Origin of the sequence: Sphingobacterium griseoflavum, from assembly GCF_014653155.1 — a bacterium.
Classification (GTDB): Bacteria; Bacteroidota; Bacteroidia; order Sphingobacteriales; family Sphingobacteriaceae; genus Sphingobacterium; species Sphingobacterium griseoflavum.
In genome coordinates, this window is the sequence record NZ_BNAF01000016.1 from 33,031 (window position 1) to 45,703 (window position 12,673).

Here is a 12,673-nt window from a genome sequence, read left to right on the forward strand (position 1 = left end):
AATTCTCAGATTTATCCTTTTTTGAGGTGATCTAATGTAACTTTCATAAGTGAATCTTTACTACGTTTGGCAGGTTTTCGATTCGAAGCCACATCAGCTAAAATAGAGCGGATATATCAAATTGCAATAAAATCCTATATCTCATAATAAAAAGTTAATGGATATTAATGAACTAAATACCAAGCTCGTGTCGGAGTTACGCGAGATTGCAAAAGTATTGGGCATCGGTGATGTCGATAAACTACGCAAGCAAGAGTTGATTGATCGTATTTCACTAATCGCTCAACAATCCGTTCAGGACGAGCCCAAAGAAGTAGCCGTGGCAGAAGAGGCTGAGCGCCCTCGGAAACGCGTTCGTACGTTGAAGACGGAACCTGTCGCCGTTACGAAGAGAACACCGACGGAGGAAATCAGGACCGAAAGCCTAACGCTTGACGAACCAGGGTCACGCGCTGCTACTCCGACAGAGCAGGTGCCTGCCCCTGCGAAAACAGAGAGTGCTGCACCTGTGCAGCCTACAGATTTTGACAATGTCATCGTGAATGAAGGCGTGCTTGAAATAATGCCTGACGGTTATGGTTTCCTGCGTTCTTCCGATTACAACTACTTAACTTCACCGGATGATATCTATGTTTCCCAATCACAGATCAAATTATTCGGTTTAAAGACCGGCGACAATGTGCGCGGAAGTATCCGTCCCCCAAAGGAGGGCGAGAAATATTTTCCACTTGTACGGGTGGAGTCCATCAATGGACAAAATCCGGCCGAGATCAGGGATCGGGTACCTTTTGATTATTTAACACCGTTGTTTCCGGATGAGAAACTGAATCTTGATTTGGGCATGGGCAACCATTCCACACGAATCATGGATCTTTTCACACCCATCGGTAAGGGGCAACGTGGTTTGATCGTTGCGCAGCCAAAAACTGGTAAAACAAATTTATTGAAGGAAGTCGCTAATGCCATCGCGAAGAATCATCCGGAGGTTTACTTGATCATTTTGTTGATCGACGAACGTCCGGAAGAGGTGACGGATATGGCAAGAAACGTGCGTGCAGAGGTTATTTCTTCGACCTTTGATGAGCCTGCGGATCGCCATGTCAAGATTGCCAACATTGTTCTTGAGAAAGCAAAGAGAATGGTGGAATGTGGCCATGATGTTGTTGTCCTTTTGGATTCCATTACACGTTTGGCACGCGCCTACAATACAGTTGCTCCTGCGTCCGGCAAAATTTTATCCGGTGGTGTGGATGCAAATGCCCTGCATAAACCGAAGCGTTTCTTTGGTGCGGCACGGAATATCGAAAATGGAGGTTCATTGACTATCTTGGCGACGGCGTTAACGGATACCGGATCGAAAATGGATGACGTGATCTTTGAAGAGTTTAAGGGGACGGGAAATATGGAGTTGCAGTTAGATCGCAAGCTTGCCAACAAACGTATTTTCCCAGCAATCGATCTGACTGCGTCCAGCACGCGCCGCGATGATTTGTTGGTGGATCGAGATACGCTCCAACGTATGTGGGTACTACGTAACCATCTGGCGGATATGAACTCCACAGAAGCCATGGAATTTTTGCTTACGCAAATGCGTGGTACAAAATCCAATGAGGAGTTTTTGATAAGTATGAATGGTTAATACCAGCATTATTTGATATTTTTAAGCCATCCTTCATAAAAGGATGGCTTAACTTTTTTATTGCATGAAAAAACATCTTCCCAATACACTCACCTGCTTGAATTTATTTTCTGGATGCTTAGGTGTGCTGTTTGCCTTGAAAGCATCATACCTGCCGATGTTTTACTGTGTATTGGCTTCGGGCGTATTTGATTTTTTTGATGGTATGTTGGCGCGTGCCTTGAACGTAAAGTCACATATCGGCAAAGAACTGGATTCATTGGCGGATATGGTGAGTTTTGGATTTTTGCCTGGCGCAGTTTTATATATGCTGCTTCAAGAAGCAAGCTCATCAACCTATGTGCCTTATCTCGGTTTCGTTGTGACGGTTTTCTCTGCTTTACGGTTGGCGAAATTTAATGTGGACGATCGCCAAACCAACGATTTTATAGGACTAAATACCCCTATGAATACGTTTGTTATTGCCGCATTACCCTTTATCTCTCAAGATGTTGGTGCCATACGCAGCGTATACGTGTTATTGTTTTTAGTTATCCTGCTGAGTTTTCTTCTTATCTCTGAAATTCGATTGTTCAGTATGAAGCTTGTCACGTTGGCTTGGCGGCCGAATAAATTTAAGTATATCTTCGTCGTGCTGAGTATATTTTTAATTCTTTTCCTGAAATTTACCGCACTTCCGATTGTTTTGTTTCTTTATATCTTGCTTTCATTTCTTCATTTTGCCAATGGTTCGAATCAAGCTTGAGTGCTTATTTAAATGGTGTTACCTCCGAGGCAAGGGGGTTAGGTAGCTTTGGCTTTTTACCTGCTATGGAGATAGAGCAAGCTCGTTCATATAGGTTTGTATTTCGGTGAGTAGCGTGTCAAATTGGGGAGAGAGCTCGGCAAACAACCTTTCTAACGCTTCGATGTTGTCCCCTTGTTTGGCAGCTGTCTCCAGTTCTTGCAATGCCGATTGAAGTTTCGTAGCGCCTATATATTCCATAGTGGGCTTGATGTGGTGAGCCTTGCTGGCAATCTCTGGGTTATGCGCGCTGCGCATCGCTTCCTCTAGCGCATCCCGGTCTACCGGTATCTGCACGAGATAAAGCGCTAGAAACTGATTAATGAGCGCAGCGTTTTGCATTAAATTTGTTTGGATTGCTACAGGATCAATAAGGGTATATTTGTTCGTCATTCGGCAATATTTAATTGATGTACAGGTAAGGAGTCGTTGCAAGCGGCAAGAAGTTCTTCATTAGATCTTTTGTTTACGGGATGTATGTAGGTCGGCGCAATTTCCACAAGCGGCATGAGTGTAAATTTTCGTAGAGGGATGTAAGGGTGTGGGATAGATAAATTTGGTTCGGCGATGATCTCGCTGTTGTAGTACAAAATGTCAATATCTATCAGGCGGGCTCCCCATTTCTGCAAACGTACCCTCCCCAGGTCGCTTTCGATCTGCTGTAGCGCTTTTAATAGTGTGGGTGGCGACAACCTCGTGGATATCAGTAGCACTTGGTTAAGAAATGGCGGCTGATCCAACACACCCCAGGCCGCTGAGGAATAGATAGAAGATGCTTGCTGTATGGTTCCTACCTGTTGCTCTATTTTTCGGGCAGCGATGTGCAGCTGCCTAAGCGGCTCGCCCAAGTTGGCGCCCAATAGTATAAAAGCATCGTTCATCCTTTAAATATAGTGCATATCTACATAAATTTCGCATTCTTCAAAAGAAACAATTAAATTAGGTCTTTGAAACAAGCAATCATATTATATGAGATCATTTTTTAAGTACGTACTAGCCACCGTTACCGGAATAACCATTGTGGTGATCCTATTTTTTGTTTTAGTAATCGGATTAGTGCTGAGTACGGTCAGTCAATCGGGAAATAAGGATGCCGATGTTCCTTCCAATGCCGTGCTGTATGTATCGCTTAACCACGAGATAACAGAGCGTACCAGTGAAAATCCGTTGGATGGGTTGAATGTTCCGGGGTATGGTCGCATGAAATCCTTGGGGTTAAATGATATTGTAGGTCGAATCGCTGCAGCAAAAACAGATGACCGTATAAAAGGGATTTACCTAAATCCGAGTTATGTAAACACGGGTATGGCCAGTTTAAAAGCCATTCACGCGGCGCTAAAAGACTTCAAGTCATCGGGCAAGTTTATCGTTGCGTACAGCGATGCATACACGCAAAAAGGCTATTATCTTGCTTCGCTTGCGGATAAGATTTATTTGAACCCTGAAGGAAGTTTAGAATTTAACGGTTTGTCCAGTTCGATTGCCTTCATTAAGGAAGCCTTGGAGAAGCTAGGTATTGACATGCAAGTGGTGAAAGTGGGTACATTTAAATCTGCTGTTGAACCTTTTCTATTAAATGAAATGAGTCCTGCCAATAGGCAACAGGTAACGTCCTATTTAGCGAGTATGTATGGGTCGTTTTTGTCAAATATTTCAACGGCACGACATATCAGTGTCGATTCGTTACGCAATGTAGCGGATAATTACTTGATTCGAAATGCGGAGGACGCCGTAACGTACAAGTTTGTCGATGATCGTCTGTACAAAGATGAATTGCTGAGCGAAATCAAAAAACGATTGGGGGTAGAGGAAAAGAAGGATATTCCAGCAGTTTCTTTGTTGGATTATACGGGTGGGAGCGAGACGGAACAGACGGGAGATCGTATAGCCGTACTCTATGCTGCAGGGGATATCGTTGACGGTGAAGGAGACGACACCAATATTGGTGGCGACCGTTTTTCCCGGGAGCTTCGAAAGTTGCGGAGGGATGATCGTGTGAAGGCGGTTGTGCTTCGTGTGAATTCGCCCGGTGGATCTGCATTGGCGTCAGATATTATCGCGAGAGAGGTAGAGCTTACCCAAAAGGTAAAACCTATCGTGGTGTCTATGGGCGACTATGCCGCTTCGGGAGGCTATTATATTTCTGCGTTGGCAGACTCTATTTTCGCCGAAGAGGAGACATTGACCGGGTCTATTGGTGTTTTTGGTTTGATCCCGAATCTGCAAGGGCTTTTAAACAACAAACTGGGTGTCCACTTTGATGAGGTGAGAACAGGCCGGTTTTCCGGTTTGATGTCAGTTCCAGATAGGCCGTTGACGGAGGAGGAACGGGCGATTATCCAGGGTGATGTGAACAACGTCTACCGTACCTTTATCGGCAAGGTTGCGAAGGGAAGGAAGCTAACGACGAATGCGGTCGATAGCATTGGGCAAGGTCGTGTATGGACCGGCAAGCAAGCCAAAGGCCACGGATTGGTGGACGAGGTTGGGGGATTGCAGCGCGCTGTTTCTGCTGCTGCTGCCAAAGCCAAACTTAAACAGTACAAACTTTCTTATTATCCCACGGTTAAAGACCCTTTTTCGTCGATCTTAGGGACATCGAAGGAACGTATCAAGGCGTGGATGCTGGCTGACGAACTGGGCGAGTATAGGCAATATGTCGAACGGTTACGGACGATTACCAAATCTTCGGGCATACAGGCCCGAATGCCGTATACGATTGAAATACGATAAAGTTAAGGAGGGGATTTTCGATTTCCCTCCTTTTTTCTATATTTATGGCTGGAAGTAAAAGGTCAACTTAAATTTTAAAGTATTTATGAAAACAATTGATGATTTGAATTTCTCCGGTAAAAAGGCATTGATCCGCGTGGATTTTAACGTGCCTTTTGATGAGAATTTTAATATAACCGATGACAACCGTATCCAAGGCGCCGCGCCCACGATAAAAAAAGTATTGGCTGACGGTGGCTCGGTGATCCTGATGTCTCATTTAGGACGTCCGAAAGATGGGCCAACGGATAAGTATTCATTGAAGCACATCGTTGCGCATTTATCGACGGTATTAGGTGTTGATGTGCAGTTTGCCAATGATTGCATCGGCGAAGAAGCTGTGGAAAAAAGTGGCGCATTACAGCCTGGCGAAGTTCTTCTATTAGAAAACCTTCGCTTTTACAAAGAAGAGGAAAAAGGTGATAAAGATTTTGCCAAAAAATTGGCAACGCTCGGTGACGTTTATGTAAACGATGCCTTTGGTACGGCGCATCGCGCTCACGCTTCGACCGCCATTGTTGCGGATTTTTTTCCAGGAAGTAAATATGCGGGTTATTTAATGGCCGCAGAGATCAAGAATGCCGAGAAGGTCATGAACCACCCCAGCCGTCCATTTACGGCCATTATGGGCGGCGCGAAAGTGTCGGACAAAATCCAATTGATTGAGGCATTGTTAGACAAAGTGGATAACCTTGTCATTGGCGGCGGCATGGCTTACACATTTGTGAAAGCACGTGGTGGAGAAATTGGTAAATCATTGGTGGAGATCGATAAGTTGGATTTGGCCAATGAGCTTGTTCAAAAAGCGGAAGAAAAAGGGGTTAATTTAGTATTGCCAACGGATGCTCAGATAGCCGATGGCTTTTCTAATGATGCAGCAACCTATGATGGGCCAAATGACGCCATTCCAGCAGATAAGGAGGGGCTTGATATTGGTCCCGAATCGTCGGCTCACTTTGCGGAAGTGATCGGAGCTTCGAATACCTTACTTTGGAACGGGCCAATGGGCGTGTTTGAATTTGATACCTTTGCAAAAGGCACGAAAGCAGTCGCCGATGCAGTTGTAGCGGCAACAGAGCGCGGAGCTTTTTCGCTTATAGGAGGCGGAGATTCAGCCGCTGCGGTATCAAAGTTTGGAATGACCGAGCATGTGAGTTACGTAAGTACCGGCGGCGGTGCATTGTTGGAATACATGGAGGGCAAAGTGCTTCCGGGCGTTCAAGCATTGAACAACTAACGCAATAGCTACATTGTAATAAGCATAAAAGCCGTAACATGCAAATTGTTACGGCTTTTTTGTGCGGCTAGGTTTCACTATTTAATAGGCGTAGCTAAACCCGAAAGTCGGAAACAGCTTTTGGGATGCCGATACATCATTGATATACGTTATCCTTGCCGCTACGTTGATATCAGGCAGTACATAACGAAACACATTGAGGTCTGCTGATATCCCCATTCCAAAGCTCTTTGGTGTAGCAGATCTATGGATGTTTTGGAAATCTGAAAATAGCAATCCCTGAAAGCGTTTGATGTAAGCCAGAGAGCCAATGCTCCAGTCTGGATAGAATAAAGGCATGCGATAGCTCGCCAGCGCGGTGTTGTGCACGATATCCGACCTGAAGTTGCCCCATCCCGATACCAGGGGGATATCGTATACGCCTTCATATCGTCCGGTGCTGCGTTGGGCGGCGAAGCGTACTTGCAGACTGTGATTGGATACCAATCCAGGTAGGTAAAAATTTGTTCTTACCGAAAAAACTTGACCGCTCAGCTGCTCTTCAAAGGGCAGGTGGCGATAGGTGATACTTATATTTTGACCCCAGCGTGGGGCGAGGTCCAGCCGGCTTCGCATACTGTTCCTGTTGAAATAGGCTTGGTAATTTAGGGGAAATGCAATGGTTTCATTGAAATTTCGGAGCGCTATACTGACATTATATCGCTTCGTAAACGATGTTCCGAAATTCGCACCATAGCTATAAACCATGTTTTGCCGGTAAATAGACAGTGGTATGCCGACTTCAAGTGTGGCATGATGGTCACGGTAATCGTACATAATAACCTGGTTGTTCTGCGCAACTGCATTTCCCACGAGTCCACGATTGGCATAACGTGCAGTGAATACGGGAAGGTATCTCCGGTAGGCCACTTCTGCCGAGTAGGTGCTCTTGCGTATGTCGGGGTCATACTCGTAGCCTAGTTTAATCTGACCGGTGTTCAACACATCGTTTGAAAGCCAAAAAAGACCGGGAATATAATTGTTGAAGCTTTCAAAATTAGTTCCGCTGATCGACAGACTATGAAAGTTGACGAGGTTTGTGGTGGGGTTGTAAGGTGTTATCTGCAGGTTCTCTTCCACTTTTCCAAGATTATCCTTTTGCTGAAGTTGATCCAGGGTCGGTTGTATGAACAATGTTGGCCTCTGATCGAGGACGGCTGTTCCCTGAGCTAGCTTTTGCGAAGCCAACTTGTAACCATTATACCGGTAATCGTTGTAAATCATCTGTTTGTTTTCTACATCAATAGCGGCATTGAACGCGCCAAATCGAGCATCAGTCAATTGATATTGCTGTCCGTGCTGATCGAGTCGATAGATGTTATCCCTGCCGTTATAATGCGCTTTAAAAATGATATCATCGTTGTGGTACAACGGGCGTTCGAGCTGTTGATTGCTCCAATCAAGCAACAATCGTTGCTGCCGTGTCTGCAAGTCTATTTCGATCAGATTCGTTCCCTTCTGCGATACTGCAATTGCAATGATTTTATTTCCTACCGCATCAAATTTTGGTTGCTGTATATGCAAGCCCTCGGCGAGGCGGTAGGTGTCCGAAACCGACCCATTTTTGGCGTCAATCAATAGCAAGCTACTTTTATTAGCGGTGTTTACTTCAACGACGGCGATGATACCTTTCGTGGGGTGAAGTGCAGGGGAGTAATACCTCGATTTGTGCGTCAATGTGCGTAGTTTTTTGCTATCTAAGTCATACATGTTGATAACATTATAGGTCTGCTTGCCAAATCGGGGATCCTTTCGGTATTCGTCCCAGACCAGTTGCGTGCCGCGCAAATGGAAATAGGGCGTAATCTGAATGCCCGTCTTGACAAGACCAATCTCGTTTCCCATGCTGTCCAATTGGATGATCTCGTTAACCAATTTTGGACTTGATTTCAGCACCAATAAAGTGCCGGATCCACTTTTTTGGGGCAAAAGATAATCGCTGGGAAACCTACTTGTTGTTGTTTTTATTTCATTTTCTATAGATTTTTTATTGTCCATATTAGACCAATTTTCTTGCAGTTCTTTCAAAGTTTCACCAAACATTTTTTTAGGTTTGATACCGGATACTTGCTTGAAAGCGCGTTGAAAATTAAAAGGGCGAAGGAGCTTTTTTCGCATCTGTTCCATAATTTTTTCATGGCTATCAATACCGTTATGGTTCGTCAAGTATGTATTCATCAACAGGCCGATCGTGTAATGCGAGGGAACATTATCTTTGAAAGATCCCAGCACATATTTATTGAAATCATAATGTTCATCCGATAATATATTTGCGCGAATGGGCATAACCCAAGACGGTAACCTGCCGCGTCCGCCGGAACTATGGATGGTTTCAATTTGTACAGCGTCACCTTCGAAATACCATGCTGGCAGATTCAGCGCGTAGAGGCCAAGCGCCAATTGTTCAAAAAAAGGGCCTCTGATACGGCCTGTCAATTTGTCAAATTGTGCAACATGCCTTAGTTCGTGAAGGGCCAAATTGGGAAGCCATTCCTGATTATCTGCAGTGGAGGAGGGGACCGGGTAAAACTCTGATTTTCGCGGAGCAAGCTGTACATAGCCATTTTGACTGAGGTGATTCCCTTGCAATACTAATGTTATGGGGCGGGTGTTTTTGTTTAAATCATCGCTGCTGTATCGCCGTAGTGAGGGTAGCTGCTTTGCTAAGTTAAGTGCAGCAGAATCAAATGTGCTTGGAAACAGAAGTCTGTAGTTTTTCGTTTTAATTTGATGCCATTTGATGGAGGAGTGCGCTTGCTCATTTTCTATAATTTGACCGAATGCACAACGTGTATTTATCAATGATGTAAATATGGTTATTATGCTGATAATAATTGCTTTATTCATCTGATTACTTTGTAATAGTATGTTTTACTAAAAATATTAGTATAAATTGGGTTATTTATGTGTTTTTTTACTTTTAATATTTAAGTTCAATATACTGATTATCTTTTTTTTATGATTTTTTTTAATTGGTCTTTTTATTAAATTTTGCGCTTAAAAAAATGTCTTTTTGCAATGTCCTCAGTAGATCCCAGCTAAGTTTTGCTTCGTTTTTTTTCGGTTATTAGTTCGTCAACAAGATAAAAAAAATAATTGTCTTTTCTGTGCTACATTACGAGGGATAGACGCACACCTTCACCACGCCATGAAGCGCAGATGAAAAGGTTCGGCAAGATGTGGCCTATATAGGGTTGCCTGTTTTTGCCAGCATGACTTGGGGTTGATGCTAGCGTGTTCGATCGATTTATAGGGATTTGTTCCGGAGACTTGAATTCCAGTTGATCCGCTTGTCAATATCTAGGGTTTTTTGTGCTGTCATCTTGGCATGTTTACGCAAAGTGCTCGGTAAAAATTAAAACTGTTCCTGATGGAATTTGTTATCGATAGTTGGTGTATGTGGCTGAAAATAGTATTAGTTATTTTCAACTAAAAAGTCGACTTTTGCTGCAAACAAAAATACCCATGTAGGAATTAAAATTTAAGTTTGTTATGGAAGAACTAGAAATGCAAGTGGAGCTTGTGGAGAATTGGATCGAATCGAATCGCCTTTCTGAGCTTCAAGATTTTCTTAATGAGCAGAACATCTCCGATGTCGAGGAGCTCATCGATGAACTTCCAGAATACGCCGCACTATTTATCGAAACCCTTAATATTAATCGTGCGGTTCACGTTTTCAGTATCCTCGATTTCCCTACGCAAGAGCGTATCTTCAAAAAACTTTCCGCAGCTAAAGTTCGTGAGCTCATAAATGAGATGCCACCAGATGATCGTACATCATTCTTTAGTGAATTAAAGGGTGATGTGGTGAAGCACTTAATTATCATGCTATCCCCAGAAGAGCGCAAAGAAGCACTTTCTTTGTTGGGTTATCCGGAGGACAGTGTTGGACGTCTTATGACACCAGATTATATCACGGTGAAACCCCACTGGAGTATCACCCGTGTCCTGGAGCATATTCGTCGATACGGGAATGCTTCGGAGACTATCGACGTGTTGTACGTCATCGATAGTGAAGGCCGACTAATGGATGACATCAAGATTAGGGATATCCTCATTTCGGATTTGGATACGAAAGTAGAGGATCTAATCGACAGCCGGCTGATCTCTCTGCATGCCAACGATCCTCAAGAGGAGGCTGTAAATGTTTTCCGGATGAACAACCGGGTGGCGCTTCCCGTGGTGGATGAGCAAGGTATTATGTTGGGTATGGTGACGATCGATGATATCCTTTGGGTTGCCAATGAAGAATACACAGAAGATATGCAGCGGATAGGTGGTACTGAAGCATTGGATGAACCGTACCTAGATGTTTCAATTTTCCATTTGGTGAAAAAGCGCGGTGGATGGCTGATCGTACTTTTTTTGGGGCAGCTGCTCACGTTTAACGTTTTGGAATTTTACGAGGATAAGCTTACCACAATTCTGGTGTTGTTGATGCCGCTTATTATGTCCAGCGGAGGGAATAGTGGTTCGCAGGCTTCCACGTTGATCATTCAGGCGATGGCCATGGGGGAGGTTACGCTGCGCGACTGGTGGCTCGTTATGCGACGCGAGATTTTGTCCGGTTTTTTGCTCGGTCTGATTCTTGGAACGTTGGGGTTCTTTCGTATATCGGTTTATCAAGCTTTTGCCGATGCTTATGGTGATGCTTGGCTGCTGTATGGATTTGCAATCGCCTTTTCCCTTGTTGGTGTCGTTCTGTGGGGGTCACTTGTCGGATCCATGCTTCCCTTTGTACTTCGTCGCTTAGGGGCAGATCCGGCCAGCTCTTCGGCTCCATTTGTGTCTACATTAGTCGACGTGACGGGCTTGATTATCTATTTTACGGTAGCCACGCTCGTGCTTGGTGATCTTGTTGTTTCATAAAAAAAATCTTATTGTATTAGAGCTAGTTGCAATTTTCTATCTGAAATAATTTGCAGAGCTCACCAAAACTTCCGATAATTGCATCACCGAAACGGAAACGTTGGTGCTAAAATTCCTGAATAGCTCAGCAGGTTAGAGCATCTGACTGTTAATCAGAGGGTCGCTGGTTCGAGCCCAGCTTCAGGAGCAACACAAAAAAGGTCTTTTTTTTAAAAAAGGCCTTTTTTGTTTCGGTGAAAATTAGATACGTACGCACTCGCTGCCCTGATCCTAATATGCGATACTCGCAAGAGAGCCGAGTCGATATGTTTTAGTTTTGCATTCCATCGATCTTTTTAAGGTGGCAGGATAGACCTCGAAAAACAGTAATCTAGCCCGCCAAAACGAAAGATTGGGACATCCTGTCCTGAATTAGTGGTCCTACTCCATACTATATGGCGACCAAAAGTATTTCCTTATCGCTGTGTCTTTCTAAACTCTTCTGGGCTAAGTCCATGCTTCTTTTTAAAAAAAGTAATGAAGTAAGAAGAACTGTCGAAGCCAAGTTCAAATGATATTTCCGATACCGTTTTGAACGTGTGACAGAGCAACCTTTCCGCCTCCATCCGTATTCGGTCTCTTGTTATTTCTCCGACGCTCCTGCTCCGCCGTTCTTTGCAGATACGGTTTAGGTAATTCGTTGATATGTTCAACTTTTCGGCATAAAATGAAGGGAATCGTTCTCTTTTGTAGTACTGTTCCAACAATTGTTCAAAAAGTCGTACTTTACCCTCTTTCTCTCTATTGTAGGGAGCATCAACAGCTATACCATGGTGTCTCCCCATAATCCCCAATACGATATTCAGGTAGGAGCGCAATATCGTTCTTGAATCAGCTCCTGAACGCTTGAATTCATCGTACATTGCATCCATCATCATGCGCCAACGGGGCATATCTTCCGTATGCTCCAACTGTTTACATACGCTATTACTTTTTAGAAATGAAAAATCGTATAAAACATTGTCGTTATATCGCTTCGAAAAAAAAGCGTCCGTAAACAATACCACCCAGCCTTTGGCTTGTTTATCTATTTCAAATGTACAGACACTGGTAGGGCTTACACTCAATACTTCTCCTTTATGGATTTGTGTAGAAGACTGATCTACAACAAACCTTCCGGCTTGATCTTCTAAAAAGATTATCGTGTAAAATCTTCTCTGGTTTGGCAACGAGAAAAGACTACAGTAATGCTGATTATAAGATTGGAGCGAAGTGATGAAAAAACCTAAATCGGGACTTTCAAAATCTTCCAGTGTCAAAACTCTTATTTCTTCTGTCTTGACAACCATAATAA

Annotated in this window: 9 protein-coding genes and 1 tRNA gene; 6 read left to right on the forward strand and 4 right to left on the reverse strand. The window is 43.8% G+C overall.

From position 1 onward, the window contains the following. The first annotated feature begins 157 nt into the window (after positions 1–157). Both rho and IE165_RS17085 read left to right on the forward strand, forming a co-directional pair. Positions 158–1,639 (forward strand): transcription termination factor Rho, encoded by a 1,482-nt coding sequence (gene rho, locus IE165_RS17080; protein ID WP_189627868.1) that lies wholly within the window; start codon positions 158–160, stop codon positions 1,637–1,639. Positions 1,640–1,703: 64 nt separating this feature from the next. Further along, positions 1,704–2,384 carry a CDP-alcohol phosphatidyltransferase family protein gene (locus IE165_RS17085; RefSeq protein ID WP_189627869.1) on the forward strand — a complete coding sequence of 227 codons (681 nt, stop codon included), beginning with the start codon at positions 1,704–1,706 and terminating at the stop codon, positions 2,382–2,384. Positions 2,385–2,447: 63 nt separating this feature from the next. Here IE165_RS17085 and IE165_RS17090 read toward each other — a convergent pair whose 3' ends face one another. Next, the gene (locus IE165_RS17090) at positions 2,448–2,816 is read right to left on the reverse strand and encodes an Hpt domain-containing protein (RefSeq protein WP_189627870.1); all 369 of its coding nucleotides are present in this window, start codon (positions 2,814–2,816) and stop codon (positions 2,448–2,450) included. After that, positions 2,813–3,304 (reverse strand): 2-amino-4-hydroxy-6-hydroxymethyldihydropteridine diphosphokinase, encoded by a 492-nt coding sequence (gene folK, locus IE165_RS17095; protein ID WP_189627871.1) that lies wholly within the window; start codon positions 3,302–3,304, stop codon positions 2,813–2,815. The genes IE165_RS17090 and folK overlap by 4 nt, the downstream gene beginning before the upstream one ends. A gap of 88 nt (positions 3,305–3,392) precedes the next feature. On the opposite strand from folK, the gene sppA reads away from it, so the two are divergent. Both sppA and IE165_RS17105 read left to right on the forward strand, forming a co-directional pair. After that, positions 3,393–5,156, forward strand: a complete 1,764-nt coding sequence (gene sppA / locus IE165_RS17100) for a signal peptide peptidase SppA (RefSeq protein ID WP_189627872.1) — start codon at positions 3,393–3,395, stop codon at positions 5,154–5,156. 85 nt (positions 5,157–5,241) lie between these two features. Beyond that, entirely contained in the window at positions 5,242–6,432 is a 1,191-nt protein-coding gene (locus IE165_RS17105; protein ID WP_189627873.1) for a phosphoglycerate kinase, read from the forward strand. 81 nt (positions 6,433–6,513) lie between these two features. On the opposite strand, the gene IE165_RS17110 is transcribed toward IE165_RS17105, so the two are convergent. Continuing rightward, complete coding sequence (locus IE165_RS17110) at positions 6,514–9,318, reverse strand: hypothetical protein (RefSeq protein WP_189627874.1); 2,805 nt, start codon at positions 9,316–9,318, stop codon at positions 6,514–6,516. A 645-nt stretch (positions 9,319–9,963) separates the two neighbouring features. On the opposite strand from IE165_RS17110, the gene mgtE reads away from it, so the two are divergent. After that, a complete protein-coding gene (gene mgtE / locus IE165_RS17115; RefSeq protein ID WP_189627875.1) occupies positions 9,964–11,340 on the forward strand; it encodes a magnesium transporter in 1,377 nt (458 codons plus the stop codon). A gap of 113 nt (positions 11,341–11,453) precedes the next feature. Next, a tRNA-Asn gene (locus IE165_RS17120) sits at positions 11,454–11,527 on the forward strand. A gap of 268 nt (positions 11,528–11,795) precedes the next feature. Here the strand turns inward: IE165_RS17120 and IE165_RS17125 are convergent. After that, entirely contained in the window at positions 11,796–12,668 is an 873-nt protein-coding gene (locus tag IE165_RS17125; RefSeq protein ID WP_189627876.1) for a helix-turn-helix domain-containing protein, read from the reverse strand. Positions 12,669–12,673: the final 5 nt, after the last annotated feature.

Bases quoted from the DNA above. Each gene is read 5' to 3' on its own strand.
- folK (WP_189627871.1), bottom strand. From the start codon at position 3,304: ATGAACGATGCTTTTATACTATTGGGCGCCAACTTGGGCGAGCCGCTT.
- mgtE (WP_189627875.1), top strand. From the start codon at position 9,964: ATGGAAGAACTAGAAATGCAAGTGGAGCTTGTGGAGAATTGGATCGAA.
- IE165_RS17090 (WP_189627870.1), bottom strand. From the start codon at position 2,816: ATGACGAACAAATATACCCTTATTGATCCTGTAGCAATCCAAACAAAT.
- IE165_RS17110 (WP_189627874.1), bottom strand. From the start codon at position 9,318: ATGAATAAAGCAATTATTATCAGCATAATAACCATATTTACATCATTG.
- IE165_RS17105 (WP_189627873.1), top strand. From the start codon at position 5,242: ATGAAAACAATTGATGATTTGAATTTCTCCGGTAAAAAGGCATTGATC.
- rho (WP_189627868.1), top strand. From the start codon at position 158: ATGGATATTAATGAACTAAATACCAAGCTCGTGTCGGAGTTACGCGAG.
- IE165_RS17125 (WP_189627876.1), bottom strand. From the start codon at position 12,668: ATGGTTGTCAAGACAGAAGAAATAAGAGTTTTGACACTGGAAGATTTT.
- sppA (WP_189627872.1), top strand. From the start codon at position 3,393: ATGAGATCATTTTTTAAGTACGTACTAGCCACCGTTACCGGAATAACC.
- IE165_RS17085 (WP_189627869.1), top strand. From the start codon at position 1,704: ATGAAAAAACATCTTCCCAATACACTCACCTGCTTGAATTTATTTTCT.